The organism is Nocardioides sp. NPDC057767 (assembly GCF_042798275.1).
Taxonomy (GTDB): domain Bacteria; phylum Actinomycetota; class Actinomycetes; order Propionibacteriales; family Nocardioidaceae; genus Nocardioides.
On record NZ_JBHVKJ010000054.1, the window covers coordinates 15,031 to 40,910 of the forward strand.

The 25,880-nt window shown below is 70.5% G+C and carries 27 protein-coding genes; 9 read left to right on the forward strand and 18 right to left on the reverse strand.

Going from position 1 to position 25,880, the window contains the following annotated elements; translation table 11 throughout:
- Positions 1 to 22 precede the first annotated feature (22 nt).
- On the forward strand, positions 23 to 934 hold the full coding sequence (locus ACFVDI_RS22985; RefSeq protein WP_378910781.1) for a dioxygenase: 912 nt from the start codon (positions 23 to 25) through the stop codon (positions 932 to 934).
- On the opposite strand, the gene ACFVDI_RS22990 is transcribed toward ACFVDI_RS22985, so the two are convergent.
- The 4 genes from ACFVDI_RS22990 to ACFVDI_RS23005 form a co-directional block, all read right to left on the reverse strand.
- Positions 892 to 2,127, reverse strand: coding sequence for an AGE family epimerase/isomerase (locus tag ACFVDI_RS22990; RefSeq protein WP_378910784.1), 1,236 nt, complete (start codon positions 2,125 to 2,127; stop codon positions 892 to 894). The genes ACFVDI_RS22985 and ACFVDI_RS22990 overlap by 43 nt on opposite strands.
- 7 nt (positions 2,128 to 2,134) lie before the next feature.
- Entirely contained in the window at positions 2,135 to 3,004 is an 870-nt protein-coding gene (locus ACFVDI_RS22995) for a carbohydrate ABC transporter permease (protein WP_378910787.1), read from the reverse strand.
- Positions 3,001 to 3,939, reverse strand: a complete 939-nt coding sequence (locus ACFVDI_RS23000) for a carbohydrate ABC transporter permease (RefSeq protein ID WP_378910796.1) — start codon at positions 3,937 to 3,939, stop codon at positions 3,001 to 3,003. Before ACFVDI_RS23000 ends, ACFVDI_RS22995 begins: the two co-directional genes overlap by 4 nt.
- A 79-nt stretch (positions 3,940 to 4,018) precedes the next feature.
- Positions 4,019 to 5,290, reverse strand: coding sequence for an ABC transporter substrate-binding protein (locus tag ACFVDI_RS23005; protein ID WP_378910799.1), 1,272 nt, complete (start codon positions 5,288 to 5,290; stop codon positions 4,019 to 4,021).
- 167 nt (positions 5,291 to 5,457) lie between these two features.
- Here ACFVDI_RS23005 and ACFVDI_RS23010 point away from each other — a divergent pair, with 167 nt between their 5' ends.
- The 6 genes from ACFVDI_RS23010 (at position 5,458) to ACFVDI_RS23035 (ending at position 12,453) form a co-directional block, all read left to right on the forward strand.
- On the forward strand, positions 5,458 to 6,633 hold the full coding sequence (locus tag ACFVDI_RS23010) for an ROK family transcriptional regulator (RefSeq protein ID WP_378910802.1): 1,176 nt from the start codon (positions 5,458 to 5,460) through the stop codon (positions 6,631 to 6,633).
- A 23-nt stretch (positions 6,634 to 6,656) separates the two neighbouring features.
- Positions 6,657 to 7,748 (forward strand): N-ethylmaleimide reductase, encoded by a 1,092-nt coding sequence (gene nemA / locus ACFVDI_RS23015; RefSeq protein WP_378910804.1) that lies wholly within the window; start codon positions 6,657 to 6,659, stop codon positions 7,746 to 7,748.
- Between the two features lie 63 nt (positions 7,749 to 7,811).
- A complete protein-coding gene (locus ACFVDI_RS23020) occupies positions 7,812 to 10,241 on the forward strand; it encodes a GH92 family glycosyl hydrolase (protein WP_378910808.1) in 2,430 nt (809 codons plus the stop codon).
- Between the two features lie 39 nt (positions 10,242 to 10,280).
- Positions 10,281 to 10,529 carry a hypothetical protein gene (locus ACFVDI_RS23025; protein ID WP_378910810.1) on the forward strand — a complete coding sequence of 83 codons (249 nt, stop codon included), beginning with the start codon at positions 10,281 to 10,283 and terminating at the stop codon, positions 10,527 to 10,529.
- Entirely contained in the window at positions 10,526 to 10,927 is a 402-nt protein-coding gene (locus tag ACFVDI_RS23030) for a type II toxin-antitoxin system VapC family toxin (protein ID WP_378910815.1), read from the forward strand. Before ACFVDI_RS23025 ends, ACFVDI_RS23030 begins: the two co-directional genes overlap by 4 nt.
- A 56-nt stretch (positions 10,928 to 10,983) precedes the next feature.
- Complete coding sequence (locus tag ACFVDI_RS23035) at positions 10,984 to 12,453, forward strand: NCS2 family permease (protein WP_378910817.1); 1,470 nt, start codon at positions 10,984 to 10,986, stop codon at positions 12,451 to 12,453.
- Positions 12,454 to 12,475: 22 nt separating this feature from the next.
- Here ACFVDI_RS23035 and ACFVDI_RS23040 read toward each other — a convergent pair whose 3' ends face one another.
- The 13 genes from ACFVDI_RS23040 to ACFVDI_RS23100 all read right to left on the reverse strand — a co-directional run bounded on the left by ACFVDI_RS23040 (position 12,476) and on the right by ACFVDI_RS23100 (position 23,144).
- Positions 12,476 to 13,501, reverse strand: coding sequence for an Atu2307/SP_0267 family LLM class monooxygenase (locus ACFVDI_RS23040; RefSeq protein WP_378910820.1), 1,026 nt, complete (start codon positions 13,499 to 13,501; stop codon positions 12,476 to 12,478).
- Between the two features lie 13 nt (positions 13,502 to 13,514).
- Positions 13,515 to 14,261, reverse strand: coding sequence for an urease accessory protein UreD (locus tag ACFVDI_RS23045; protein WP_378910823.1), 747 nt, complete (start codon positions 14,259 to 14,261; stop codon positions 13,515 to 13,517).
- Positions 14,242 to 14,979: an urease accessory protein UreG gene (gene ureG, locus ACFVDI_RS23050; RefSeq protein WP_378910826.1), complete on the reverse strand. Its 738-nt coding sequence runs from the start codon at positions 14,977 to 14,979 to the stop codon at positions 14,242 to 14,244. The genes ACFVDI_RS23045 and ureG overlap by 20 nt, the downstream gene beginning before the upstream one ends.
- On the reverse strand, positions 14,972 to 15,634 hold the full coding sequence (locus tag ACFVDI_RS23055) for an urease accessory UreF family protein (RefSeq protein ID WP_378910830.1): 663 nt from the start codon (positions 15,632 to 15,634) through the stop codon (positions 14,972 to 14,974). Before ACFVDI_RS23055 ends, ureG begins: the two co-directional genes overlap by 8 nt.
- Positions 15,635 to 15,640: 6 nt before the next feature.
- Positions 15,641 to 17,338 carry an urease subunit alpha gene (locus ACFVDI_RS23060; protein WP_378910833.1) on the reverse strand — a complete coding sequence of 566 codons (1,698 nt, stop codon included), beginning with the start codon at positions 17,336 to 17,338 and terminating at the stop codon, positions 15,641 to 15,643.
- Positions 17,335 to 17,670, reverse strand: a complete 336-nt coding sequence (ureB, locus tag ACFVDI_RS23065) for an urease subunit beta (protein WP_378910836.1) — start codon at positions 17,668 to 17,670, stop codon at positions 17,335 to 17,337. The genes ACFVDI_RS23060 and ureB overlap by 4 nt, the downstream gene beginning before the upstream one ends.
- A 9-nt stretch (positions 17,671 to 17,679) precedes the next feature.
- Positions 17,680 to 17,982, reverse strand: coding sequence for an urease subunit gamma (locus ACFVDI_RS23070; protein WP_141805279.1), 303 nt, complete (start codon positions 17,980 to 17,982; stop codon positions 17,680 to 17,682).
- A 12-nt stretch (positions 17,983 to 17,994) separates the two neighbouring features.
- Positions 17,995 to 18,672, reverse strand: coding sequence for an ATP-binding cassette domain-containing protein (locus ACFVDI_RS23075; protein WP_378910845.1), 678 nt, complete (start codon positions 18,670 to 18,672; stop codon positions 17,995 to 17,997).
- Positions 18,672 to 19,406, reverse strand: coding sequence for an urea ABC transporter ATP-binding protein UrtD (urtD, locus tag ACFVDI_RS23080; protein WP_378910847.1), 735 nt, complete (start codon positions 19,404 to 19,406; stop codon positions 18,672 to 18,674). Before urtD ends, ACFVDI_RS23075 begins: the two co-directional genes overlap by 1 nt.
- Positions 19,403 to 20,506, reverse strand: a complete 1,104-nt coding sequence (gene urtC / locus ACFVDI_RS23085; protein ID WP_378910856.1) for an urea ABC transporter permease subunit UrtC — start codon at positions 20,504 to 20,506, stop codon at positions 19,403 to 19,405. Before urtC ends, urtD begins: the two co-directional genes overlap by 4 nt.
- A complete protein-coding gene (gene urtB, locus ACFVDI_RS23090) occupies positions 20,503 to 21,387 on the reverse strand; it encodes an urea ABC transporter permease subunit UrtB (RefSeq protein ID WP_378910860.1) in 885 nt (294 codons plus the stop codon). Before urtB ends, urtC begins: the two co-directional genes overlap by 4 nt.
- 4 nt (positions 21,388 to 21,391) lie before the next feature.
- Complete coding sequence (gene urtA / locus ACFVDI_RS23095; RefSeq protein WP_378910863.1) at positions 21,392 to 22,633, reverse strand: urea ABC transporter substrate-binding protein; 1,242 nt, start codon at positions 22,631 to 22,633, stop codon at positions 21,392 to 21,394.
- Positions 22,634 to 22,748: 115 nt separating this feature from the next.
- Positions 22,749 to 23,144: a MarR family winged helix-turn-helix transcriptional regulator gene (locus ACFVDI_RS23100; protein WP_378910867.1), complete on the reverse strand. Its 396-nt coding sequence runs from the start codon at positions 23,142 to 23,144 to the stop codon at positions 22,749 to 22,751.
- 95 nt (positions 23,145 to 23,239) lie between these two features.
- On the opposite strand from ACFVDI_RS23100, the gene ACFVDI_RS23105 reads away from it, so the two are divergent.
- Entirely contained in the window at positions 23,240 to 24,358 is a 1,119-nt protein-coding gene (locus ACFVDI_RS23105) for a substrate-binding domain-containing protein (protein WP_378910869.1), read from the forward strand.
- A gap of 55 nt (positions 24,359 to 24,413) precedes the next feature.
- Positions 24,414 to 24,836 carry a carboxymuconolactone decarboxylase family protein gene (locus tag ACFVDI_RS23110; protein ID WP_378910871.1) on the forward strand — a complete coding sequence of 141 codons (423 nt, stop codon included), beginning with the start codon at positions 24,414 to 24,416 and terminating at the stop codon, positions 24,834 to 24,836.
- Between the two features lie 12 nt (positions 24,837 to 24,848).
- On the opposite strand, the gene ACFVDI_RS23115 is transcribed toward ACFVDI_RS23110, so the two are convergent.
- On the reverse strand, positions 24,849 to 25,880 hold a 1,032-nt coding region (locus tag ACFVDI_RS23115; protein WP_378910873.1), incomplete at its 5' end, for a DUF222 domain-containing protein.

Here is a 25,880-nt window from a genome sequence, read left to right on the forward strand (position 1 = left end):
GCCTGAGCCGCAGGAGACCGCCATGACCACCGCACCCGAGAGCACGACCGCCGCCGCGGACGCCCGCCTCCCCGAGACGCATCCGTTCGCCCAGCACCTGCGCGCGGTCGAGGCTCGCGAGGCGGCCGACCCGCACCGTGTCTGGACGCCGGCGGACGGGCCGCTGCCGAGCCTCTACCTGTCCCACGGCGGCGGTCCGCTGCCGCTGCAGAGCCCCGAGTGGCTCGACCCGCTGCACGCCTGGGCCCGCTCGCTGCCGCGACCGAAGGCGATCCTGGTGATCTCCGCGCACTGGGAGTCGGCGCCGCTCTCGATCAGCGCGACCCGCCCCGACGAGCTGGTCTACGACTTCGGCGGCTTCGACCCGATCTACCACTCGGTGCGCTACGACACCCCGGACGCGAGCGAGCTCGCTCGCGCCACCGCGGCGCTGATGCCCGACACCGAGACCGCCCATCAGCACACCCGTCGCGGCCTGGACCACGGCGCCTGGGTGCCGCTGAAGATCATGTACCCGGCCGCCGACATCCCGGTCGTGCAGCTCTCGCTGCCCACCGAGGACCCGGACAGGCTGCTCGCTCTCGGCGAGCGCCTGCGGCCGCTGCGCGAGGAGGGCGTGCTCGTGGTCGGCTCGGGCCACATGACCCACGGGCTCCCGTTCATCACCCGCGAGATGATGACCGAGAACAAGCCCGCCGGCTGGTCCTCCGACTTCGACTCCTGGGCCGCCGAGGCCCTGGACCGCGGCGACGTCGCCGAGCTGGCCCGGTTCCGCACCGCCGCCCCCGGGATGCCGTACGCCCACCCGACCGTCGAGCACTTCACCCCGCTCTTCGTCACCCTGGGCGCGGCCACGGACCCGACGGCCCCGGTCACCACGACCCTGGACGGCTACGGCCTCGGGCTCTCCCGGCGCTCCTTCCAGGCGGCCTGACCCGTCCCGCGCAGCTGCACCGACAGCACCGGGGCCAGGGGCATCCGGGCGAGCAGCAGGGCCTGGTAGGCGTGATAGACGTCGGGCTTGCCGTGCCAGATCACGTGCGAGGGACGGTTGTGCTCATCGAGCTCGTGGTGCCAGCTGCCGAGCTCGCGGTCGACGAGGTGGGTCTCGATGTAGGTCTCGAACCGCTCCCGCCACTGCGTGTAGACGGCGTCGCCGGTGCGGGTGTGCAGCGCGCCGGCCGCAGCCAGCGCCTCCGCGGCCACCCAGTGCAGCCGCAGCCTGGTGACCGGGGTGCCGTCCCAGGCGGTGGTGTAGACGAAGCCGGTCTCGCCGTCGGCGGACCAGCCGACCTCGACCGCGCGCTCGAAGAGCGCCCGGGCGTCCTCGACCAGCCACGCCGGCGCGTCCGGCACGCTCGCGTCGAGGTGCAGCAGCAGACGCGACCACTCCAGCAGATGGCCGGGCGTGCAGCCGAAGGGGCGGAACGGGTCGCCGGGACGGTCGGCGTTGTAGTCGAGCCGCGGCGACCAGCCCAGGTCGAAGTGCTCGGGCAGGTCGTAGCCGTGGGTGCGCGCGACACCATGGATCAGGTGCTCGGCGATCGCCAGCGCCCGCCGGTGCCAGGCACCGTCCCCGGTGACGTCGCCCGCGGCCAGGAACGCCTCGACGGTGTGCATGCTCGAGTTGGCCCCACGGTAGGCCTCCCCCGTCCGCAGGTCGCGCTCGAGGCTGTCGACCACCCGGCCGGAGTCGTCGAGGAAGTGCTGCTGCATCACGCCCAGCGCCTCGTCGAGCAGCGCGTCAGCGCCCGGCACCCCGGCCGCGACGCCGCTGCTGGCGGCCAGGACGACGAAGGCATGGGCGTAGGCCTCCTTGAGGGTGCCGACCGGCTCCCCCTCCCCCGACACCGAGGCGAACCAGCCGCCGAACTCGTCGTCGCACAGCGCACCGTTCAGCGCGCGGACGCCGTGCTCGGCGAGCTCGACCGCCGTGTCGCCCGGGAGATCCCCGCGCAGGTGAGCGAGCGCGAAGACATGGGTCATCCGGGCGGTGATCCAGGTGTGCACCGGCTCCGCCGGGTCCGGGCGGCCGGACTCGTCCAGCCACCAGAACCCGGCGGGCGAGGCCGCTGACGCCCGGGCGAACCCGGCCAGCCGGCGGCACTCGCCATCCGGATCGATCATCGCTCGATCATCCCTTGACCGAGCCCGCCATCAGCCCGCCGACGAAGTAGCGGCCCAGCAGGATGTAGATGATCAGCGTCGGGACGGAGGCGATCAGCGCCCCCGCCATGCTGGCGGAGTAGTCCTGCAGCTGACCGCTCGCCAGGAAGTTGAGCGCGATCGTGACCGGCCCGTTGCGCGAGGTCGAGAAGAACAGCGCGAACAGGTAGTCGTTCCAGGCCGAGGTGAACTGCCACATCAGCACCACCACGAACGCCGGCGCCGAGATCGGCAGGATGATCGAGGCGTACGTCCGGAGCATGCCGGCGCCGTCGACCCGAGCGGCCTCGACGAGCTCGACCGGGACGCCGGCGTAGTAGTTGCGGAAGATCAGCGTGGTGATCGGCAGGCCGTAGACCACGTGCAGCACGATCAGGCTCGGCACGCCGTTCGGGACGCCGAGGTTGCCCATCAGCTGGACCAGCGGCACCATCACCGCCTGGTAGGGGATGAACATCCCGAACAGGATCAGCGTGAACACCACGTCGGCGCCCGGGAAGCGCCACTTGGAGAGCACGAACCCGTTCATCGACCCGAGCACCGAGGAGATGATCGAGGCCGGGATGACCATCGCGAAGGTGCGCCCCAGCGCCGGCCCGAGCTGCTCCCAGGCACGCGACCAGCCGGCCGTCTCCCAGGACTCGGGAAGCTTCCAGGCGTTGGCGGGCGTCGCGTCGCCGAGCCCCTTGAAGCTGGTCACGAACAGGACGTACGCCGGGAGCAGGATGACCAGGGCGAAGAGGATCAGCAGGACGTACTTGACGGTGCGCCAGACACCGCGCGAGCGCTCGCCCGGGATCCTGGTCGCGACAGCTGCCGGGATGGCATCAGTAGTCATCGGCGACGCTCCTGACGGTAGGTGGAGACGAGGTAGGGAACGATCAGGATGGCCACGATGACGAGCAGGATCGTGCCGATGGCGGCCGACTTGGCGTAGTCGCCGCGGGTGAACTCGATCCACATCTGGGTGGCGGGCACCTGGGTCGTGTAGTTCGTCTGGCCCGCGATGGCCATGATCAGGTCGAAGACCTTCAGCGACATGTGGCCGATGATGATGATCGCGGAGAGGGCGACCGGGCTCAGCTGCGGGAAGATGACGTGGCGGTAGAGCTGCCACTCCGAGGCACCGTCCATCCGGGCCGCCTCACGCAGCTCCTCGGGGATCCCGCGGAAGCCGGCCAGGAAGAGGGCCATCACATAGCCGCTCAGCTGCCAGATGGCGGGAACGGCGATCGCCAGGATGCCCCACCGCTCGTCGGTCCACCACGGGTTCTGCAGGAAGTCGAGGTGGAGGGACCCGAAGAGCCGGTTCAGGCCGGAGGCGCGATCACCCTCGGCGTTGTTGAGCAGCCAGCGCCACACCACACCGGAGGCGACGAACGAGACCGCCATCGGGAACAGGTAGATGGCCCGGAACAGCGACTCGCCGCGGGCCTTGCGCTCCAGCAGCCAGGCCCACAGGAACCCCAGGCACAGGGTGCCGACGAGGAACGTCGCGGTGTAGAGCAGCAGGTTGCGCAGGGAGTAGATGAAGTCGTCGTCGGTGAACAGGTCGCGGTAGTTCTCCAGACCCGCGAAGCCCTGGGACGGACCGATGTTGTGACGGTCCTGCAGGGAGGTGTGGATGTTGGACCCGATGAGGCCGTAGACGAAGACGCCGACGACGATGACGGTCGGCAGGATCAGGAGTACCGGGGCGACCCACCCGTGGCCGCCGATGCGGCCCTTGGGCCGTCTGGGTCGCTTGACGGCGCTCGGCACCGTGGAGGACATGTGTCCGTCCTTTCACAAAGGGCGGCCGAGAGGCTGCGGCAGGTGATGCGGCCGCAGCCTCTCGGACCGGATGACGCGCTTACTCGGGCTTGTTGTCCTCGGCGGCCTCGACGAGGCCCTCCTGGAGCTCGGCGACGTCGTTGTTGCTGCCGAACTTGGCGACCGCGGCGGTGACGTCGGTCAGCCAGTTGACCGAGGTCGCGGCACCGTGGGCGAGCGAGGAGACGATCTCGTCCTCGCTCCACGACTTGATCGCGGTCTGCTGGTACTCGCCGAAGTCGGCGGTGTCGGCGGTCGTGCTGGCCGGGATCGAGCCCTTCGCCTTGTTGAAGGCGACCTGGCCCTCGTCGCTGGCGATGGTCTCGAGCCAGGCCTCGGTGCCGGCGGCGTTGGGGCCGTCGACGGGCATCGTGAACGAGTCGGCGAGGAAGTCGAAGACGCCGTCGGTGCCCGGGACCGGGACCGCGGTGTAGTCGGTGTTGAGCGTCTTCTTCTGCTCCTGGAAGGCCGCCTCGGCCCAGTCACCCATCACGTTGAACGCGGCCTGGCCGTCGATGACCAGCTGGGTCGCGTCCGGCCAGTCGAGACCCTGGCGGTCGGTGTTGGTCAGCGAGAGGAGCGTGCTGTAGTCGGCGAGCGCGGCCTCGACCTCGCTGCCGCCCCAGTCGGTGGTGCCGTCCCAGAGGCCGTTGTACGCCTCGACGCCCAGATCGGCGAGGAGCACGGTCTCGAGAAGGTGGACCTGGGTCCAGTCGGTCGCGATCGAGAGCGGGATGATGCCCTTGGCCTTGATCTTCTTCAGGTCGGCGATCCAGGCGTCGAGCGAGTCGTAGGTCTTGTCGGCCTCGATGCCAGCCTTCTCCAGGACCGCCGGGTTGGCCCACATCACGTTGGCACGGTGGATGTTCGAGGGGACGGAGTAGATGCCGCCGTCCTGGGTCAGCCGCTCGAGCAGACCCTCGGGGAACTGCTCGTTCCAGCCCTTCTCCTCGTAGAGGTCGGTGAGGTCCTCGATCTGGCCGGCGTTGATGTAGTCGGTCAGCTCGGCGCCCGCGTGCGCCTGGAAGGTGGCCGGCGGCTCACCGTTCTGCAGGCGGGACTGAAGCACGTTCTTCGCGTCGCTGCCGGCGCCACCGGCGACGGCCCCGTTGACGAACTTCAGGTCGGGGTTCTGCTCGTCGAACACCTTGACCAGGGCATCGAGCCCGGCCTTCTCACTACCCTCGGCCCACCAGGTGAAGACCTCCACCTCATCGGTGCTGCCGCTCTCGCTGTCGCTCCCGCAAGCGGAGACCGCCAGCAGGCTCAGGGCGGCCAGGCCGGCGGCCAGGGCCTTACGCGTTGCGTTCATCTTTGTCCTCCGGTTGCGCGACCGCCGTGTCGGTATGTGATCTGGGTTACTCGCGGTCGCGTGCCGAGACAACGTACGCCTCCCGATTCTGTCGAGTCAACGCATAACGCAGGACGTTTTCAACCTGAGATCTGTCGAAAATCGACATAATCACCTACAGTCACGACATGACCTCACCGGAGTCGCGGTTGCGCACCACCAATCGATCCCAGGTTCTGGACCTCCTGGGGCGGTCGGCACCGGTCAGCCGCGCCGAGCTCGCCCGGCGCACCGGGCTCTCCCGCAGCACGGTGTCAAGCATCGTCCAGGAGCTGCTCGCCTCCGGGCAGATCGTGGAGACCACCGGCGCCGGCCTGGCCCGTGGCGGCGGCCGCCCGCCCTCGCTCCTCACCGTCAGCGGCGCTCCCGGCACGCTCATCGGCGTCGACATCGGCCATCGTCACGTCCGGGTCGCGGTCGCCGACCTCGCCACGAATCCGCTGGTCGAGCAGGAGATCCGGCTCGACGTAGACAACTCCGCGGTCGAGACCATCGACCGCGCGGCGGCGCTCGTACGCGACTGCCTGGCCGAGGCAGGCGTCGACCCGAGGAACGACCGGGTCCTCGGCGTGGGCATGGGGATCCCAGGCCCCGTCGACCCGCACAGCGGCATCGTGGTCTCCCCCATCCTCGGCAACTGGATGGACCTGGCCCCGGGCGAGGAGCTGGCCCGGCGCATCGGCCTGCCCGTCCAGATCGAGAACGACGCCAACCTCGGTGCCCTCGCCGAGATCGAGTACGGCGCCGCGCGCGACGTCGACGACGTCATCTACGTCAAGGCCTCCAGCGGCATCGGCGCCGGCCTGGTCCTGGCCGGCAAGCTCTACCGGGGCATCACCGGGATCGCCGGCGAGATCGGCCACGTACGTTTCGAGGACAACGGCCCGATCTGCCGGTGCGGCAACCGCGGCTGCCTGGAGAAGGCCTTCGGCGGCTCCCGGCTGGTCGAGCTGCTGCAGCCGGCCTACGACGAGATGCTCAGCGTCGAGCGGCTGCTCGAGCTCGCCCAGGAGGGCGACATCCGGGTCAACCGGATCCTCGACGACGCCGGCCGCGCCGTCGGCCGGGTGCTGGCCGACCTCTGCAACCACCTCAACCCGGCCCTGATCGTGGTGGGCGACACGATGCGCCACTCGGACTCCTTCGTCCTCGGGATCAAGGACTCCATCGACCGCTTCACCCAGCCCGACACCGCCGCCGCGCTCGACGTCGTCCCGAGCGAGCTCGGCGACAAGGCGGGCGTGATGGGGGCGCTGGTGATCGCCGGCTCGGCCGCTCCGGCACCGGAGTCGGGAACAATATGAGCGCCCGCTCAGTTCAGCGCCACATGACCTCACTGTTCTCGCCGCTGAACCTCGGTTCGACGACCCTCCCCAACCGCGTCCTGATGGCGCCGCTGACCCGGATGCGCGCCAGCCGGCCCGGCGACGTACCCAACCCGCTGATGGCCGACTACTACCGGCAGCGCGCCTCGGCCGGCCTGATCGTCTCCGAGGGCACCCAGATCTCGCCCCAGGGCAAGGGCTACATGGACACCCCGGGCATCTACTCCGCCGAGCAGGTCGAGGGCTGGCGGCACGTCACCGACACCGTCCACGAGGCGGGCGGCCGGATCGCGGCGCAGCTGTGGCACACCGGCCGGGTCTCCCACGAGTCGTTCCACGACGGTGACCTCCCGGTCAGCGCCTCCGCGCTCCCCTACCGCAACCGCACGACCGTACGCGGCGAGGACGGCACCCCGACCCGGGTCAACTGCCCCACGCCCCGCGCCCTGGAGACCTCCGAGATCGCGGATCTGCTCGACGACTACCGTCGCGCCACGCGCAACGCCCGCGAGGCCGGCTTCGACCTCGTCGAGATCCACGCCGCCCACGGCTACCTGCTCCACCAGTTCGCCAGCGCGAGCAGCAACGAGCGCACCGACTCCTACGGCGGCTCCCTGGAGAATCGCGCCCGGCTCACCCTCGAGGTGCTCGACGCGGTCATCGCCGAGTGGGACGCCGAGCACGTCGCCATCCGGATCTCGCCGATCGGCTCGTTCAACGGCCTCGAGGACCCCGAGGGCGCCAAGATGGGCCTCCACCTGGCCGAGGAGATCGGCAAGCGCGGCATCGCCTTCCTGCACCTGTCGGAGCCTGACTGGGCCGGCGGCCCGGAGCTGACCGACGACTACCGCAAGCAGCTGCGCGCCGCGCACCCCGGCCCGATCGTGGCCGCCGGCGCCTACACCTCGGAGAAGGCCGCGCGCCTGCTCGAGGCCGGGCTGATCGACGCGGCCGCGTTCGGGCGCACCTTCATCGCCAACCCGGACCTGCCCCGGCGTCTGGAGGAGAGCCTGCCCCTGAACGAGCCCGACCTGGCAACCTTCTACGGCGGCGGCGAGGCCGGCTACACCGACTACCCCGAGTGGACCGCCTGAGTTCAACTGTTCCTCACCCGAACCCGCACGGCGGAGGGCCTTCTTCTGGAATCGTCCTCCGCCATGCGGGTTCTCGCGACTTGTGCCCTGTCCCTCGCGCTCCTCGGCGGCGCGCTCACCTCGCTCACCGCGGCTCAGGCCGCCGCGCCCCCGGTCGGCGATCCGGTGGCGCTCGTCGACCCGCTGATCGGCTCGGCGAACGGCGGCAACACCTACCCCGGAGCCGTACGTCCCTTCGGGATGCTCTCCTTCAGCCCGACCTCCACGGCGGGCGACCAGACCAACACCGCCGCGTCGAACGGCTACTCCTACGACACCACCCGGCTGCGCGGCTTCTCGCTGACCCACGTCAACGGGGCCGGCTGTCACCCGGGCGCCGCCGGCGACGTGCCGATCTTCCCGCACACCGGTGCGATGACCGGGTCGCCGACCGCGGACGTGACCGATGCGACGTACGCCTCGAACTTCAGCCACGCCGACGAGCTGGCCGAGCCGGGCCGCTACCGGCTGGGCCTGGCCAACGGGGCGGAGGTCGACACCGCGGTGACGACCCGGGCGGCGGTCAGCGACCTGACCTTCCCGGCCGACAAGCCGGCGAACCTGCTCTTCCGCACCTCCAACTCGCTCAACGGCAGCGAGACCGCGGTGACGCGGATCGACGAGGCGCGGCGGACGGTGAGCGGCTCGGTGCTCACCGGCGCGTTCTGCGGCAGGCGCGGCAACGGCGGCGGGAGCAACAAGCGCTCCTACTACCGCCTCTACTTCGCCGCGCAGTTCGATCGCGCCTTCACCGGCCACGGCACCTGGGTCAACGGCGAGCTCCGGCCGGGCAGCACCGAGGCGCGGGGTGGCGAGGGCTACGAGACCGGCGCGGCCCGCCAGGGACAGGGCTCGGGCGGCTACGTCTCCTTCGACCCCAGCCGAGACCAGAGCGTGCGGATGCGGATCGGGATCTCCTACACCAGCCAGTCGGCGGCCGAGGCGAACCTGGCCGGCGAGATCGGGCGGCGCGACACCGTGGCCTCGGTCGCCTCGGACGCTCGCGCAGAGTGGCGCCGGGCGCTCTCCTCGATCGAGGTCGCCGGCGGCACCTCGGCGGAGCAGACCGCGTTCTACACCGGGCTCTACCACTCCTACCTGCAGCCCAACGTGATCTCGGACGTGGCCGGCACCTACTGGGGCAGCGACCAGGAGGTGCACCGGATCGAGCGAGGCCAGCAGGCGCAGTACGGCAACTTCTCCGGCTGGGACCAGTACCGCGCCCACACCCAGCTGCTCGCCCTCCTGGAGCCGCGCGTGGCCGGCGACTTCGCCCGCTCGCTGCACGCCTACTCCCGCCAGCACGGCGGAGTCTGGGACCGCTGGGTCCACCTGAGCGGCTGGACCCACGTGATGACCGGCGATCCCAGCGCCCCGACACTGGCCGGCTTCTACTCGCTCGGGGTCCGCAACTTCGACGCCGCCGGCGCCTACGAGTCGCTCGTCCGCCAGGCGACGGTGCCGCACCCGGACGGGCTCTCCAGCTACGGCTGTCCTGGCCAGTGCATCGGCCAGCGGCCGAACCTGGCCGACTACCTCGCCAAGGGGTACGCGCCCCAGGACACCTGCCGCTGCTGGGGCGGTGCCGCGGAGACCCTCGAGGACTCCGTCGCCGACTACTCGCTCGCCGACTGGGGCCGCCGCCTCGGCGCCTCCTCGGCCGAGACCGATGCGCTGATGGAGCGGGCCGGCTGGTGGCAGCACACCTTCAACCCGGCCGCCACCGACCCCGCCACCGGGACGGCCGGCTACCAGCAGGCCCGCAACGCCGACGGGAGCTGGGTCGCGGGCTTCAGCCCGTCGACCCAGACCGGCTTCGCTCAAGGGAGCAGCGCGACGTACACCTGGATGGTGCCGCACGACGTGGACCGGCTGGCCCAGGCCGTCGGCGGGCGCGAGCGCGCGATCCAGCGGCTGGACGCGTTCTTCCACAAGGCCGACGGCTCCTGGCAGTACACCGGCGGTGACGCGCTCCGCTACGACCCGACCAACGAGCCCGGCATCCATGTCCCGTGGATGTACAACGCCCTCGGCGCGCCCTGGAAGACCCAGGAGACGGTCCGCGCGATGGCCTCGCTCGCCTACGGCACGGGGCCGCGGGGCCTGCCCGGCAACGACGACCTCGGCACCATGTCGGCGTGGTACGTCTTCGCCGCGATGGGCATCTACCCCCAGGACCCCGCCCGCGCCGAGATGCTGATCTCCAGCCCGGTCTTCGAGAAGGTCACCATCCACCGCGGCAACGGCGTCAACATCACCATCGATTCGCCGCAGGCGAGCACCGAGAACATCTACGTCCGGTCCGTCACCCTCGACGGCCGCGATCGCAAGCAGTCCTGGCTGCCCGAGTCTGTGATGAACCGCGGCGGCACCGTCCGCATCGACGTCGGTGCGGAGCCGAATCAGAGTTGGGGCACCGCCGAGGCCGACCTGCCGATCAACCACACCAACTGACCACTTGATGCGAATGCATACTGCACTCATAATGAGTGCATGGCCTACCTGCAGATCCGCGACATCCCCGATGACGTACGTGACGTCCTCGCCCAGCGCGCGAAGGACCGTGGGCAGTCGCTGAACTCCTACCTGCGCGACGTCGTCCTCCGGGAGGCTTCGTTCGCCAACAACCAGGCTCTGATCGACCGCGTGGTGGCCAGCCGGGGCGACTCGAAGTTCACCACCGAAGACGTGCTCGCTGCCCGCGACGCCGCTCGCGGCGAGCGCCACGAGGGCGCTGCGTGATCGTCCCCGACGCTTCCGCAGTCGCCCTCCTGTTCTCCGACCCCGACACCGACCCTCGCGTGAACGCGGCGACGAAGATCCTGGCCGATGACCCTGAATGGATCGTCCCAGAGATCTGGCGCACCGAGGTGCTCAGCGTCTTCCGCGGACTCTCCCTGGGCGGCAAGCTCACCCCCAACGACGGGGACCGAGCGCTGCACTGGCTCCAAGCGATCACGGTGATCACCGCACCGACCGGCCCCTGTCTTACCCGGATGTGGGAGCTTCGCAGCAACCTGTCGACCTACGACGCCGGCTACGTCGCCGTCGCCGAGTCGCACGACCTCACTCTCGTCACCGCGGACGTACGGATCGCGAAGGCAGCCGTCGCGCGATGCCCCGTGAGAACGATCAACTGACGGCGGTCCCGGCGCGCTGAGGGGACTGCCCCGGTCAACCGTCGCCATCTGCGAAGATGCGGGGCGTGAGCACTTCGACCCCGGCACGTCCCCATGCTCTTGACCGGTTCTTCCAGATCAGCGCGCGCGGCTCCACGGTCGGGCGCGAGGTCCGCGGTGGCGTGGTCACCTTCTTCACGATGGCCTACATCGTCGCCCTCAACCCGTTGATCCTCGGGTTCGCGGAGGACATGAACGGCGACCTCCTGGGTGGCACCAGCGGCGACAACCTGGCCGCGATCGCGGCCGGAACCGCGCTGGTGGCGGGCGTCATGACGATCCTGATGGGCCTCGTGGCCAACTATCCGCTGGCGCTGGCTACCGGGCTCGGGCTCAACGCGTTCGTGGCGTTCTCGATCGCGGGGCAGATGACCTGGGCCGACGCGATGGGCCTGGTGGTGATCGAGGGCCTGGTGATCCTGGTGCTGGTGCTGACCGGGTTCCGGGAGGCCGTCTTCCACGCCGTCCCGCGCGAGCTCAAGACCGCGATCTCGGTCGGTATCGGCCTGTTCATCGCGGTGATCGGCTTCGTCGACGCCGGGTTCGTACGCCGCATCCCCGACGCCGCCAACACCACCGTTCCGGTGCAGCTGGGTCCGACCGGGCAGCTCGCGGGCTGGCCGGTGCTGGTCTTCGTCATCGGCCTCGCACTGGTGATCACCCTGTGGGTGCGCAAGGTGCGCGGCTCGATCCTGATCTCGATCGCGGTGACCACGGTGCTGGCGATCATCGTCGAGGCCATCGCGGACCTCGGCAGGGGCAGCGCCGAGAACCCGACCGGCTGGGCGCTCAACGTGCCGGCGATCCCGGACAGGATCATCGACTGGCCCTCGTTCGCGACGCTGGGCGAGTTCAACCTGCTCGGCTCCTTCGAGAACGTCGGCATCGTGACCGCGGTGCTGCTGATCTTCACGCTCATGCTCGCCGACTTCTTCGACACCATGGGCACGATGACCGCGATCGGCTCCGAGGCCGGACTGCTGCGCGAGGACGGCACCCCGCCGCGTACGCGCTCGATCCTGGTCGTCGACTCGCTGGCCGCTGCCGCCGGTGGCGCCGGTGGTGTCTCCTCCAACACCTCCTACGTCGAGTCCGCCTCGGGCGTCGGCGAGGGCGCCCGCACCGGTCTGGCCGCGGTCGTCACCGGTGTGCTGTTCCTGCTCACCACGTTCCTGGCCCCGCTGGTCACCGTGATCCCCTCGGAGGCGGCGGTGCCGGCCCTGGTGCTGGTCGGCTTCCTGATGATGCAGCAGGTCAAGGACATCAACTGGGCCGACCCGGACATCGCCATCCCGGCGTTCCTGACGATCGCACTGATGCCGTTCACCTACTCGATCTCGGTCGGCATCGGCGCAGGCTTCCTGGCCTTCGTGCTCATCAAGATCGTCCGCGGCAAGGCCAGGACCGTGCACCCGCTGATGTGGCTGGTCGCGGTCATGTTCGCCGTCTACTTCGCGATCCACCCGATCTCGAGCTGGCTGGGCTGACGGGCTGGGCTGACCGGCGGGATCAGCCCAGCATGTCCTTGACGAGCGGCACGACCTCGGTTCCGTAGAGCTCGATCGAGCCCATCAGGTCCTCGTGACGCACCTGGCCCTGGTCGTACTTCAGGTCGAACCGGTCGACGCCGAGCACCTTGATGGTGCCGGCCAGCTTCCGGGCGACCGTCTCGGGCGAGCCGACGTAGAGGGACCCGCCCTCGATCTCGCGCTCGAAGTCGCCGGGCCGCGGCGGCGGCCAGCCACGCTCGCGGCCGATCTGGGTACGCATCGCCAGCCAGCCCTCGTAGACAGTCTCGCGGGCCTGCTCATCGGTTTTCGCGACGAACCCGGGCGAGTGCACGGCGACCCGCTTTCGCGGAACCCCGAACTCGTCCTGGGCCCGCTCGAAGAGGTCGATGTAGGGCGCGAACCGGTCGGCCGGTCCGCCGATGATCGCGAGGAAGAGGCCGAAGCCGTGGCGGGCGGTGCGTACGACCGACTCCGGGCTGCCGCCGACGCCGACCCAGGCGGTGAGGCCGTTCTCGGTGCGCGGGAAGACCTCCTGGTCGGTGAGTGCCGCGCGGGTGCGGCCCTCCCAGGTGACCTTCTCCTCCTCGAGGAGCGCGGCGAGCAGCTCGAGGCGCTCCTCGAAGAGCTCCTCGTAGTCGGCGAGGTCGAAGCCGAACAGCGGGAACGACTCGGTGAACGAGCCGCGCCCCGCGACGATCTCGGCGCGGCCGTTCGAGACCGCGTCGAGGGTGGCGAACCGCTCGAAGACCCGCACCGGGTCGTCGGAGCTGAGCACGGTCACTGCGGATCCGAGCCGCAGCCGGTCGGTGCGGGAGGCGACCGCGGCGAGCACCATCTCCGGGCTGGAGACGGCGAAGTCGCGGCGGTGGTGCTCCCCCACTCCGAAGAAGTCGAGCCCGACCTGGTCGGCGAGCACGCCCTCCTCGACGATGTTGCGGATCACCTGCGCGTGGTGCTGCGGCTTGCCCTCGGCGTCGCGGGTGACCCCGCCGAAGGTGTCCAGGCCGAACTCGATGTCAGTCACGCCTGTTGAAACCTCAACCAGTCGCGGCGCATTCCCAGGGCTGGTTCGGGACCTCGTGGGTCTCGCTCGCCAGGTGGCGCCACAGCGTCCCGCCGTGCTCCAGGTCGAGCCGGCCCTCGGGGCAGGCGTCGGACGGCAGGTCGCACCCGAGCGCGGTGACGGACCCGAGCACCCGGTACGGGCCGAGGAGCCCGGGGGCCAGGGAGTCCGCGTCCAGGTCGAGCGACTCGACCAGGAGCGGCCGACCGTCATGGTCGTGGGCCTCCCAGGTCGTGCTCACCCGACCGGGGGGTTCGCCGTGGCGCCCCAGGACCAGGGTCTCGCGGAGGACGAGCCTCGCACCGGGACCGAGGGTGACCCGGGTGTCACGGGTGACGTCCGCGCCGGCGGAGACGACGAACGGCTCGCCGGCCCAGACCAGTCCCGCGCCGGCCGCCAGGGCGATCCGGACCGACCAGGACGCGTGGCCGCCGTCCATGTCGTACGCCACCGTCCCGGCGGGCTCGACCAGGGTCAGGCGCGCGCCCTCCCCCACCTCGACCTCGATCGTGACGTGGTCGCCGGCCAGCAGCATCGCGCCGTCGGGGACCAGCGAGATCCGCGCCGAGCGGGCGTCGCTGGCGAGCAGCATCGGGCGCAGCGCCGGGGCGGTCGCCGGGCCGGCGACCTCGGTCTGCACCCGCACCCGGCCGCCGTCGACCGCCCCGACCCGGACCCGGGTCAGGGAGCCTCTGGCAACCTCAGGCGTGCTGGTGGTCATGCTCGTGGGCGTGGCTGGTGCCGTCGGCGTGGAAGTGCGGCGCCATCGGACCCGGGTCGGCCGGAACCAGAGCCCCGCCACGGTGCCGGGTCAGCTCGGACCTCACCCAGGCGATCAGCTCCTCGACGGAGGCCGGGTCGGTGCGGGAGAGGGCGATGACCGGGCGGCCCTCGCGCACCGACCCCGCGTCGGAGACCATCGCGACCGGGTCGACACCGACGTACGGGGCCAGGTCGGTCTTGTTGACCACCAGCAGGTCGGCGCGCTCGATGCCGGGGCCGCCCTTACGGGCGACGTCGCCGCCGCCGGCGACGTCGATCAGGAAGATCTGGGTGTCGACCAGAGCCGGGGAGAACGTCGCGGTGAGGTTGTCGCCGCCCGACTCGACCAGGACCACGTCCAGCGGCGCGAACTCCTCCTCGAGCTCCTCGACGGCGATCAGGTTGGCGGTGACGTCGTCGCGGATCGCGGTGTGCGGGCAGGCGCCGGTCTCGACCGCTCGGATCCGGGCCGGGTCGAGCACCCCGGCGGAGCGGAGGAAGCGGGCGTCCTCGTCGGTGTAGATGTCGTTGGTGACCACGCCGATCTCCAGGTCGGCGGAGAGCTCGCGGCACAGCAGCGCGATCAGCGAGCTCTTGCCGGTCCCGACCGGGCCGCACACCCCGATGCGCAGTCCCCTGCCGTTCCTCGTCCCATCCTCTGTCACAGTTTCAGGCACTGAACAACCTCCTGGTCGTGTCGGCGTGGGCGAGGGCCCACAGGTCGAGCTGGGGCGCACTGGGCGCCGGGATCTGGTGGGGGTCGGTGAGTGGCGCGACCTCGGCGGCGACCCGCTCGGCCTCGGGCAGCAGGTCGTGCACCCACGAGGTGGCGTCGAGCGGGTCGAGGGGCAGCAGCTTGAGGGCTGCCGAGGCGACGGTCTGCAGGTCGTCGTACGCCACCAGCCGGCCCAGCGAGGCCGGCGCAAGGCCACCGGTGGCGGCCGCCGCGGCCAGGACGAGCGGACGGCACCGCCGCTCGAGGGCGGCCACCTCGGCAACGTGCATCGAGTCCGGGAAAAGGCGCCTGACCAGCCGCAACAGCGCGCGACCGAGAGTGCGCGAGGTGTCCCGCATCGGTGCCGCCGGGGTGCGGGCCGCCCAGGCGTCCAGGACCGGCTCCAAGGGCAGACCGGCGCGCAGCCGGTGCAGCGCGACCACCGCCGTCCCGGCCTCGACCCGCACGACGCTGGCCAGGCGCGACCGCATGAAGACCGGCACCTGCTCGGCGGTGAGGCCGGAGCGTACGGCCGCCTCCAGCTGGCCCGACTGGGTGTGACCGGCGACCGGGAGTCGGGCGTCGGCCAGCAGCATCATGAGCAGCTCCTCGGACATCGCCGCTCAGAACATCGAGTAGAGCTGGGTCAGCGGCAGCTCGGTCGCGGGGGCGGGCTCGATCAGCTCGCCGTCGACGTGGATGCGGAACGTCTCGGGCTCGATCCGGATGTCGGGGGTGGCGTCGTTGTTGATCATCTGCGCCTTCCCGATCTCCCGGGTCGGCTCGATCCCCACGAGGCGGCGGCGCAGGCCGAGGCGGTCGGCGAGCCCGGCATCGAGCGCCGACGGCGCGACGAAGGAGACCGCATGGTCGGCACCCGGCCCGACCAGCGCCGGTCGCATGAGCACCGGCTGCGGGGTCGGGATCGAGGCGTTCGGGTCGCCGAGAGCGCCCCAGACCAGGACGCCGGCCTTCATCACGACCTCCGGCCGGATGCCGAAGAACCGCGGGTCCCACAGCACCAGGTCGGCCATCTTGCCGGGCTCCACGGAGCCGACCTCGGCGGCGATCCCGTGGGCGATGGCGGGGTTGATCGTGTACTTGGCGACGTACCTCTTCGCCCTCACGTTGTCGGCCGGACCGCCCAGCGGGCCGAGCCGGCCCTTCATCGCGTGGGCGACCTGCCAGGTGCGGCAGACGACCTCGCCGATGCGGCCCATCGCCTGTGCGTCGGAGGAGGTGACCGAGAGCGCGCCGAGGTCGTGGAGCACGTCCTCGGCGGCGATCGTGGTCGCCCGGATGCGGGACTCGGCGAAGGCCAGATCCTCGGGTACCCGCGGGTTGAGGTGGTGGCAGACCATCAGCATGTCGAGGTGCTCGGCGACGGTGTTGACGGTGTGCGGCAGGGTCGGGTTGGTCGAGCCGGGGATGACGTAGGGCAGCGAGGCGACCGAGAGGATGTCGGGCGCGTGCCCTCCCCCGGCGCCCTCGGCGTGGAAGGCGTGGATCGAGCGGCCGGCGATCGCCGCCACGGTCGACTCCAGGTAGCCCGCCTCGTTGAGCGAGTCGGAGTGCAGCGCCACCTGCAGGCCGTGCTCGTCGGCGGCTCTGAGAGCGGCATCGATCGCCGCCGGGGTCGCGCCCCAGTCCTCGTGGACCTTGTAGGCGGCGGCGCCGGCGAGGGCCTGCTCGGCCAGCCCGGCGGCGGAGACGGTGTTGCCCTTGCCCATCAGCAGGAGGTTGACCGGCAGGTCGTCGAGTGCGCGGTGGATGGTCTCCAGGTGCCACGGCCCGGGGGTGACCGTGGTGGCCTTGGAGCCCTCCGAGGGCCCGGTGCCGCCACCGCCGATCGTGGTGATCCCGGTCGAGATCGCCTCGACGATCTGCGACCGGGAGAGAAGATGTACGTGGATGTCGATCGCCCCGGCGGTGAGGATCTTTCCCTCGCCGCTGACGACGTCGGTGCCAGGCCCGATGATCAGGTCCGGGTGGACGCCGTCGGCGATGTCGGGGTTGCCGGAGCGGCCCAGGGCGACGATCCGCCCGCCGCGGATCCCGACGTCGGCCCGGACGATGCCCCAGTGGTCGAGCACCACGGCGTTGGTGATCACCGTGTCGAGAGCGCCCTCGGCCCGGGGCACCGTGGACTGGTTCATCGACTCGCGGATCGACTTGCCGCCGCCGAAGACCGACTCCTCGCCACCGGCGGTCAGGTCGTCCTCGACCTCGATCCACAGGTCGGTGTCACCGAGCCGCACCTGGTCGCCGGTCGTGGGGCCGTAGAGCGCGGCGTACTCGGTCCTGCTGATCTCCACCGTCACGCCTCCGTGGTCTGGCTGTGCTTGATCTGCAGGCCGGGCACGCGACGCGCACCCTTGAGCGCGACGATCGCGACCTCGCGGGAAGCACCCGGCTCGAACCGGCGCGAGGTGCCGGCGGGGATGTCGAGCCGGAACCCCTCGGCGGCCTCGCGGTCGAAGGAGAGGGCCGCGTTGACCTCGGGGAGGTGGATGTGGGAGCCGATCTGGACCGGCCGGTCACCGGTGTTGAGGACGACCAGGGTGCGTCGCTCCGACTCGCTCCGATCGGCGTTGAGGTGGATGGTGCCCTCGGCGACGCGTACGGCTCCGGGTCCTCGGGACTGCACAGACATGGGGCCTCCTCAGGCGATGGGCTGGTGGATGGTGACGAGCTTGCGGCCGTCGGGGAAGGTCGCCTCGACCTGCACCTCGACGAGCATGTCGACCACGTCGGGCATGACCTGCTCGCGGGTCAGCACGGCGCGGCCCTGCGTCATCAGGTCGGAGACCGACGCGCCCTCCCGGGCCCGCTCGATGACCCAGGTGGACAGCAGCGCGACCGACTCGGGGTAGTTGAGCAGCACTCCTCGGGCCAGCCGGTCGCGCGCGACCATCCCGGCCACGGACAGCAGCAGCTTCTCGGTGTCGGACGGGGTCAGATGCATCGGTGGATCCTTCTAGACGGCCAGCTGGGATCGGACGTGCTCGTGGGCCCCGGAGCCGCCGTCACCGCGTGCGGTGATCCGGCCGGACTCGAGGATGTAGTAGGCAGAGGCCGTACGCAGCGCGAACCCGACATGCTGCTCGACCAGCAGCACGGTGAGGTCGCCGCGCCCGGTGAGCTCGGAGATCACCCGCTCGATCTCGGCGACCACGTTGGGCTGGATGCCCTCGGTCGGCTCGTCGAGGATGAGCAGCCTCGGCCTGGTCAGCAGCGTACGCGCGATCGAGAGCTGCTGGCGCTGACCGCCGGAGAGCAGCCCGGCGCGTCGCCCGAGAAGGTCCTCGAGGGCCGGGAACAGGTCGAGCATCTCGCTGATCCCGGACCGGTCCCCGACCAGCTGGAGGTTCTCCAGCGCCGTCATGTCACCGAAGCTCTGCTGACCCTGCGGGACGTAGCCCAGACCGCGCTTCACCCGCGCGCTCGGCCGCAGCGCGGTGACGTCCTCGCCGTCGAGCAGCACCCGGCCGCTCTTGGGCCGGACCAGCCCGGCGGCGGCCTTGAGCAACGTCGTCTTGCCGGCGCCGTTGTGGCCCATCAGCGCCACCGCGGCGCCGGTCGGGACCTCGAGGCTGACCTCGTGGAGCACCGTGGTGCGGCCGTAGCCACCGGTGACCGACTCGATCTTCAGCATCAGGCGTCCTCTCCCAGATAGACCCGCTGCACCTCGGCGTCCTCCCTGATCTCGGCGGCAGTGCCCTCCGTGATCACCTTCCCGGCGTGCAGGACGGTGACGACGTCGGCGAACCTACGGACGAAGTCCATGTCGTGCTCGATGACCACGACGGTCCGGTCTGGGCTGATCCGGCGCAGCAGCTCACCGGTCTCCTCGCGTTCCTCGGCCGACATCCCGGCCACCGGCTCGTCGAGCAGCATCACCGAGGAGTCCTGGACCAGCAGCATGCCGATCTCCAGCCACTGCTTCTGCCCGTGCGAGAGCACCCCGGCCGGCCGGGGGGCGAGCTCGGTGAGACCCACCGTCTCCAGCACCTCGGCGACCTGCTCCGGTGTCCGTCGCCGCGGGAGCATCAGCCGCCAGCGCGCCCGGTGCACGCCCGCGGCGATGTCGAGGTTCTGCAGCACGCTCAGCTCCTCGAAGACCGTCGCGGTCTGGAACGTACGTCCCACGCCGAGGCGGGTGATCCGGTGCGATGCCAGCGCGAGCAGATCGCGTGTGCGATAACGCGCCTCACCACTCCCCTTGGCCAGACCGGTCAGGGCGTCGACGAGCGTGGTCTTCCCGGCGCCGTTGGGGCCGATCAGGAAGTGCAGCCGGCCCGGCTCCAGGGTCAGCGACACCCCGTCGATCGCGACGAACCCGTCGAACTCGACCCGCAGGTCGTTCACCTGCAACATCTCCGCGGTCATGCCGTCACCTCCTCGCCCACCCGCGTCGTTGCTTCTTCGGACGTCTCGGTCGCCGAACGCCGCGAGGGCAGGCCCCTCACCATCCCCAGCAACTGCGCCAGCCCACCCGGCAACAGCAGGATGACGAGCACGAACAGCGCTCCCTGGAAGTAGGACCACGACCCCGGGAACGCCTCGGAGAGCGAGGTCTCGGCATAGCCGACCAGGAGCGCGCCGACGGCCGGGCCGAGCAGCGAGGCCCGCCCGCCGAGCGCGACCCCGGCGAGCAGCCCGATAGAGGCGACCACCCCGACGTCGTCGGGCGAGACGATCCCGGCGATCGGCACGAAGAGCGCGCCGCCGATCGAGGCCAGGACGGCCGCGATGACGTACGCCGCCAGCTTCACGTTGGCCGGGTCGGTGCCGAGGAAGCGGACCCGCTCCTCGCCGTCGCGGACCGCGACCAGCAGCTCGCCGAAGCGGGTGCGGTAGAGCCACGCCATCGCCAGGATCGAGACCAGCAGGATCCCGGCGGCGATGAAGTAGAGCATCCGCTTGTTGGCCGGGTCGAACAGGGCGTACCCGAAGAAGCCCTGGAAGTTGTTGAGCCCGTTCGCGCCGCCGGTGGTCTTGACCTGACCGACGAGCAGGATCGCGAAGGCGGCGGCCAGTGCCTGCGACAGGATGGCGAAGTACGCCCCCTTGATCCGCCGCTTGAACACCGCCAGCCCCAGCAGGCCCGCCACGAGTGCCGGCAGGACGAGGATGACGACGAGCGCGAGAGCGCCGCTGCGCAGCGGCTCCCACCAGCCCGGCACCGTGGCGTCGCCGTAGAGCGCCATGAAGTCCGGCACCCCGCCCGGCCCGGCGTCGGCGAGCTTGAGGTGCATCGCCATGGCGTAGGCGCCGATGCCGAAGTAGAGTCCCTGGCCGAGCACCAGCATCCCGCCGCGACCCCAGGCCAGACCGATGCCGACCGCGGCGATGGCGTAGCAGCAGTACTTGGCCAGCAGACCGAGCCGGAAGTCCGACAACACGGCGGGGGCGAGGACGAGCAGGGCGATCGCGAGCAGCAGCCAGCCGACGTACGGAGAGCTGTTCTTGATTCTCGAGGTGCTCATGCCATGCTCCTGGTCCGGACCGAGAGGATGCCCTGCGGGCGCAGCTGCAGGAAGGCGACGATCGCGAGGAAGACGATCACCTGCGCGACCGAGCCGGTCAGCGCATGGGCGAGGAACGCCTGCAGCAGGCCGATGCCGAGTGCCGCCACGATGGTGCCCTTGAGGTGGCCGATGCCGCCGACCACGACCACCAGGAACGCCTGCACGATGTAGGACGTGCCGAGGTTCGGGCCGGTCGAGCCGAGCAGCGTGAGCGCCACCCCGGCGACCCCGGCCAGGCCGGAGCCGATGAAGAAGGTGGCCTGGTCGGTGCGCCGGGTCGAGATGCCGATCGTCTCGGCGAGGTCCCGGTTGCCGACGGTCGCCCGGATCTGCCGTCCGAGCGCCGTGAACCGGAGCACGGCCAGCAGCGCCGCCACGCAGACCCCGGCCAGGACCAGGATGAAGAGCCTGGTCAGCGGGAAGTCGTAGCCGAGGATCGGGATCGACCCGTCGAGCCAGCCCGGTGCGGGCACCTCCTTGGCCGGCGCCCCGAAGATGTCGCGCGCGACCTGCTGCAGGACGAGACCGACGCCGTAGGTGACGAGCAGCGTGTCCAGCGGACGGGCGTACATCCACCGCAGCACGCTGGCCTCGAGCGCCAGCCCGAGCAGGCCGCCGATCACGAACCCCGCGGGGAGCGCGATCAGCAGGCTCAGCTCGGTGCTGGCGACGATGGTCGAGACGACGTAGGCGGTGTACGCGCCGGCCATGATGAACTCGCCGTGAGCCATGTTGATCACACCCATCTGACCGAAGGTCAGGGTGAGCCCGAGAGCGATGAGGAGCAGGACCGCACCGGCGGAGACGCCGGTGAAGACCTGGGCGAGCAGGGCATCCAACGGGCTAGTTCTTCCACCAGTCGTAGGACTTCAGGTAGGGGTCCGGCTCGATCGGCTCGTCGCTCGACCAGACCGTGTCGATCAGACCCTCGGCGTTCACCTGGCCGATGAGCGCGGTCTTGGCGATGTGGTGGTTCTCCCCGTCGACCTCGACGGTGCCCTCGGGTGCATCGTAGGTGACGCCGTCGGCGGCGTCGATGACGTCCTCGACCGCGAACGAGTCGGCCTTCTCGACCATGCCCTTCCACAGATGGAGCGAGGTGTAGGCCGCCTCCATCGGGTCGGAGGTGACCGCCGTGGCGCCGTTGGCCGCCTTGAAGTCGGTGACGAACTCCTTGTTCGCCGGGCTGTCGATGGTCTGGTAGTAGTTCCAGGCCGTGTACTGCCCCTCGAGGTTGCCCACGCCGACGCCCGGGACCTCTTCCTCGGCGATGGAGACCGAGAGCACCGGCATCGCCGAGGCGGTCAGGCCCTTGCCCTTGTACTCCTTGAAGAAGGCGACGTTGGAGTCACCGTTGAGGGTGTTGAAGACCGCGTCCGCGCCGGCGGCCTTGACCTTGTCGACGACCGTGCCGAAGTCGGTCGAACCCAGGGGCTGGTACTCCTCACCGAGGACCTCGATGCCGTTGGCTGCTGCGTACTGCTTGATGATCTTGTTCGCCGTGCGCGGGAAGACGTAGTCGGAGCCGACCAGGAAGATCGACTCGATCTTCTTCTCCTGCTTGAGGAAGTCGAGGGCGGGGATGATCTGCTGGTTGGTGGTCGCGCCGGTGTAGAAGATGTTGTGGGAGGACTCCAGGCCCTCGTACTGCACCGGGTAGAAGAGCAGCGCGTCGTTGCCCTCGAAGACCGGCAGCATCGCCTTGCGCGAGCTGGAGGTCCAGCCGCCGAAGACGGCCGCGACGCAGTCGTCCTGGATCAGCTTGGTCGCCTTCTCCGCGAAGACGGTCGGCTCGGACTGGCCGTCCTCGCTGACGATCTCGAGCTTCTTGCCGAGCACGCCGCCGTCGGCGTTGATCTCCTCGGCAGCCATGGACAGGGACTTGAAGACGGTCGTCTCGCTGATCGCCATCGTGCCGGACAGGGAGTTGAGGAAGCCGATCTTGACGGTGTCGCCGCTGGTGTCGACGCAGCTCTCGCTGGTCGCGGAGTCACCGGTCTTCGCGCCGCCGCACGCGGTCGCGGTCATGCCCAGGGCGAGCACCGAGCTGGCCGCGAGGACGCGGCTCGAGAATTTCGTACGCACGGGATGGGGGTCCTTCCATCGGACAATTGCTCTCGAATGGAAGGAATCTAGGGACGGCTTGTTTCGCCCATGTGTCGAACCCAGGGGGGATTTGTTTCCAGGCGGAAACGTCTTCTCAGAGGCTGTCCAGGGCGGTCCGGAGGTCGCGGACGACGTCGGCGACGGGCTCGATCTGCTGCCGGGCGCGGATCTCGCGGGCGACCGAGGCGCCCACCGGCGAGAGCGCGACGACCGCGCGACGCTTGTCCTCGGCGTGGACCTTGCGCAGCACCAGCCCGCGCTCGGCGAGCCGGTCGACGTGGCGGGTCAGCGTGCCGGCCGGGAGCGCGGCGCCGTCGGCCAGCCGCGACATCGTCTGGCCGGGCTGGTCGAGCAGCACGCTGAGGATGCGCCACTGCTCCGCGGTGAGGTCGAAGTCGGCGTACGCCTCGGCGAGGGCGCGCTCGATCCGGCGCTGCGCTCGGGCGAGCAGCACGGCCGGATCCGTGCCGGCCGTCTCGGCAACCTCCATGAGCCCTCCCCACGATCGCTGTCTGCCGTACCCTAACCACCCAACGGCTCAATGGTGAGTCATCAGGACAACATTCCGTTCGGGAGCAGGTGTCGATGACCCCACCGTCGTTCACCCCGTCATCCCATGCCCTGCTGGGCCTCGCACCCCGCCCGCCCGGGGCGGTCTCGATCGCGTTCGTGGTCCCGATGCAGGGCCCGACCGGCATCTACGGTCCCGGCTGCCTGGCCTGCGGCGAGCTGGCCACCGAGGAGCTCAACACCGGAGGCGGCATCGCCGGACGGCCGGTCGAGATGGTGGCGGTCGACGCCGGGCGCACACCTGAGGAGGTGGCCGCCGAGGTGGCCCGGCTGGTCGAGCTCGGGCGGGTCGACGCGATCGCCGGCTGGCACATCTCCGCCGTACGCCAGGCGATCACCGCCCGCATCGGGGGCCGGGCCCTCTACGCCTTCGCCGCCATGCACGAAGGTGGCGACGACACCCCCGGCGTCTTCATGATCGGCGAGCGGCCGGTCAACCAGCTGCTCCCCGCCGCCGCCTGGATGCGGGCCAACCACGGCGTCTCCCGCTGGGCCGTGGTCGGCAACGACTACGTCTTCCCGCGGGTCACCGGGTCGACGGCACGCGCGGCGCTGCACGGCTCCCTCTCGGAGGTCGTGAGCGAGACGTACGTGCCGTTGGGGACGCGCGACTTCGCCGGCGTGCTGCGCGGGCTCGAGGGTGGCGAGCAGGACGGCGTGATCATGCTGCTGATGGGGCAGGACGCGGTGCACTTCAACCGCCAGTTCGCCGCCGCCGGGCTGAGCTCGTCGCTGACCCGGCTGAGCCCCGCCGTCGAGGAGAACACCCTGCTCGCCGGCGGCGCCGGCGCCAACGCCAACGTCTTCGCCGCCGCTGCCTACTTCGACGGCCTCACCACCCCCGAGTCGGCCGGCCTCGCCGAGCGCTACTACCGCCGCTTCGGCGAGTACGCGCCCTCCCTCAACGCGGTGGGCGAGTCCTGCTACGAGTCGCTGATGTTCCTGCGCCAGGTCGGCGACGCCTGCGGCTCCCTCGAGGTCGAGCCCGCTCTGCGCCTCGCCGAGCGCCACAGCTACTCCAGCCCCCGCGGTCTGATGCGGATGCACGGCAACCTCGTCGACCAGGACGTCTACATCGCCGCCGCCAACGGCCTCCGCTTCGAGGTCCAGGAGCAGATCGCGTACGCGTCCTAGGCGGGCGCCTCGTGCCGTTGACTTCGAGCGCACTCCAACTCCTAGCGTTCCCGGCATGACCAACGTGAACCCGACCCAGGAGCCCGACATCCGCGCCGCCCGACACGACCAGGGCCGCGAGATCCTCGACGCGATCGACGGCGAGGCCGGGGCCCGAGTGATCGACTCGCTCGCCGACATCGCCCCGGAGCTCGGGCACCAGATCGTGGCCTGGGGCTTCGGCGAGATCTACGCCCGCCCCGGTCTGGCACCGCGGGACCGACAGCTCGTCACTCTCGGCATGCTCACCGCCCTGGGCGGGTGCGAGCCGCAGCTCGAGGTCCACATCAACGCCGCCCTCAACGTCGGCCTGACCCCTGAGCAGATCATCGAGGCCTTCCTCCACTCGGCGGTCTACTGCGGCTTTCCCCGCGCCCTGAACGCCACCTTCACCGCCAAGAAGGTGTTCGCCGAGCGCGACCTTCTTCCCCTCGCCTGACCGCGATCTGCCTCAGGCGGCGAGGGTGTGGTCGAGGAGTACGTCGCGCAGCGTGAACTCTGCCCGGGACAGGGGTGGTGGGTCTTGGCCCCAGGTGTCGGGTGGTGGGCTGGTGTAGGTGTGGCCGGTGGGTGTGATGGTGGTGATGCTGCCGTCGGGTCCTGATCTGGCCTGCCATCCGAGGGCTTCTTTGGCTTGGTTGCATCGTTCGCAGAGCCCTTGGAGGTTCTCGGCGTTGGTGGCGCCGCCGTCGGTGTGGCGTTGGATGTGGTCGATGTTGCGGATCGGGGCGTCACACCCGTTGGTGCGGCAGGTCCCGCCATCGCGAGTCACGATGAACTCGGCGAGTCCGTCGGGGGCTTTGCGGGAGCGTGATTCCATCGCGACCAGTTGGCCGGCGGGGTCGGTGAACAGCCGGCGCACGAACACCTCGGCATCGGCCAGAGCCTCCCGCGCCCAGGCGGCGGGGACGGGTCCGTAGCCCTCCACCATCGCCGGCTGATCGCTGTCGTTGCTCAAAGCGTCGGCGGTCATGACGATCTTGACCTCGACCCGAGGCTTCGCCTCGGCGCTGCTGCGTCCGGTGACCCGGTCGACGAGGGTGTCGGCCATGACCTGACCCCGGCTCCGCTCATCCCCGGCAGCAGCAGCCGTCTTGGCGGCCTGGTCCAGGGCTGCGAAGACCGCGACGCCGTCTTGGACCGGCAGCAGGGCACCCAACCAGGTCATCGTGTCCGGTGCCGGCCGCAGGCTGACCCGGCGGTCCTTGGCCGCGTTCGCCGCACGGGCGACCACGGAGGCCTGATCGAGCGAGATGGCGAGCTTCTTGGCGGCGTTCTCGAGCTGGCGGAGCCCCATCGCGACCGCCTTCGCGGGCCGCCCGTTCGGCCCGGTGGCACATAGTTCGTGGTCGATGACCCGGCGGTCCTCCCACGACAGGCACGCGGTCTCGCGGGCCAGGATGGTGGCCTGCCACTGCGAGAACAACCCGGCCTTCATCAGGTTGAAGGTGTGCGGCATCTCGGCCAGAAGGATTTTCGCCAG

What these genes read in the sequence shown, in the direction of transcription:
- ACFVDI_RS22985 (WP_378910781.1), top strand. Translation starts at nt 23, where the DNA reads ATGACCACCGCACCCGAGAGCACGACCGCCGCCGCGGACGCCCGCCTC.
- ACFVDI_RS22990 (WP_378910784.1), bottom strand. Translation starts at nt 2,127, where the DNA reads ATGATCGATCCGGATGGCGAGTGCCGCCGGCTGGCCGGGTTCGCCCGG.
- ACFVDI_RS22995 (WP_378910787.1), bottom strand. Translation starts at nt 3,004, where the DNA reads ATGACTACTGATGCCATCCCGGCAGCTGTCGCGACCAGGATCCCGGGC.
- ACFVDI_RS23000 (WP_378910796.1), bottom strand. Translation starts at nt 3,939, where the DNA reads ATGTCCTCCACGGTGCCGAGCGCCGTCAAGCGACCCAGACGGCCCAAG.
- ACFVDI_RS23005 (WP_378910799.1), bottom strand. Translation starts at nt 5,290, where the DNA reads ATGAACGCAACGCGTAAGGCCCTGGCCGCCGGCCTGGCCGCCCTGAGC.
- ACFVDI_RS23010 (WP_378910802.1), top strand. Translation starts at nt 5,458, where the DNA reads ATGACCTCACCGGAGTCGCGGTTGCGCACCACCAATCGATCCCAGGTT.
- nemA (WP_378910804.1), top strand. Translation starts at nt 6,657, where the DNA reads ATGACCTCACTGTTCTCGCCGCTGAACCTCGGTTCGACGACCCTCCCC.
- ACFVDI_RS23020 (WP_378910808.1), top strand. Translation starts at nt 7,812, where the DNA reads ATGCGGGTTCTCGCGACTTGTGCCCTGTCCCTCGCGCTCCTCGGCGGC.
- ACFVDI_RS23025 (WP_378910810.1), top strand. Translation starts at nt 10,281, where the DNA reads ATGGCCTACCTGCAGATCCGCGACATCCCCGATGACGTACGTGACGTC.
- ACFVDI_RS23035 (WP_378910817.1), top strand. Translation starts at nt 10,984, where the DNA reads ATGCGGGGCGTGAGCACTTCGACCCCGGCACGTCCCCATGCTCTTGAC.
- ACFVDI_RS23045 (WP_378910823.1), bottom strand. Translation starts at nt 14,261, where the DNA reads ATGACCACCAGCACGCCTGAGGTTGCCAGAGGCTCCCTGACCCGGGTC.
- ACFVDI_RS23055 (WP_378910830.1), bottom strand. Translation starts at nt 15,634, where the DNA reads ATGTCCGAGGAGCTGCTCATGATGCTGCTGGCCGACGCCCGACTCCCG.
- ureB (WP_378910836.1), bottom strand. Translation starts at nt 17,670, where the DNA reads ATGTCTGTGCAGTCCCGAGGACCCGGAGCCGTACGCGTCGCCGAGGGC.
- ACFVDI_RS23070 (WP_141805279.1), bottom strand. Translation starts at nt 17,982, where the DNA reads ATGCATCTGACCCCGTCCGACACCGAGAAGCTGCTGCTGTCCGTGGCC.
- ACFVDI_RS23075 (WP_378910845.1), bottom strand. Translation starts at nt 18,672, where the DNA reads ATGCTGAAGATCGAGTCGGTCACCGGTGGCTACGGCCGCACCACGGTG.
- urtD (WP_378910847.1), bottom strand. Translation starts at nt 19,406, where the DNA reads ATGACCGCGGAGATGTTGCAGGTGAACGACCTGCGGGTCGAGTTCGAC.
- urtC (WP_378910856.1), bottom strand. Translation starts at nt 20,506, where the DNA reads ATGAGCACCTCGAGAATCAAGAACAGCTCTCCGTACGTCGGCTGGCTG.
- ACFVDI_RS23100 (WP_378910867.1), bottom strand. Translation starts at nt 23,144, where the DNA reads ATGGAGGTTGCCGAGACGGCCGGCACGGATCCGGCCGTGCTGCTCGCC.
- ACFVDI_RS23105 (WP_378910869.1), top strand. Translation starts at nt 23,240, where the DNA reads ATGACCCCACCGTCGTTCACCCCGTCATCCCATGCCCTGCTGGGCCTC.
- ACFVDI_RS23110 (WP_378910871.1), top strand. Translation starts at nt 24,414, where the DNA reads ATGACCAACGTGAACCCGACCCAGGAGCCCGACATCCGCGCCGCCCGA.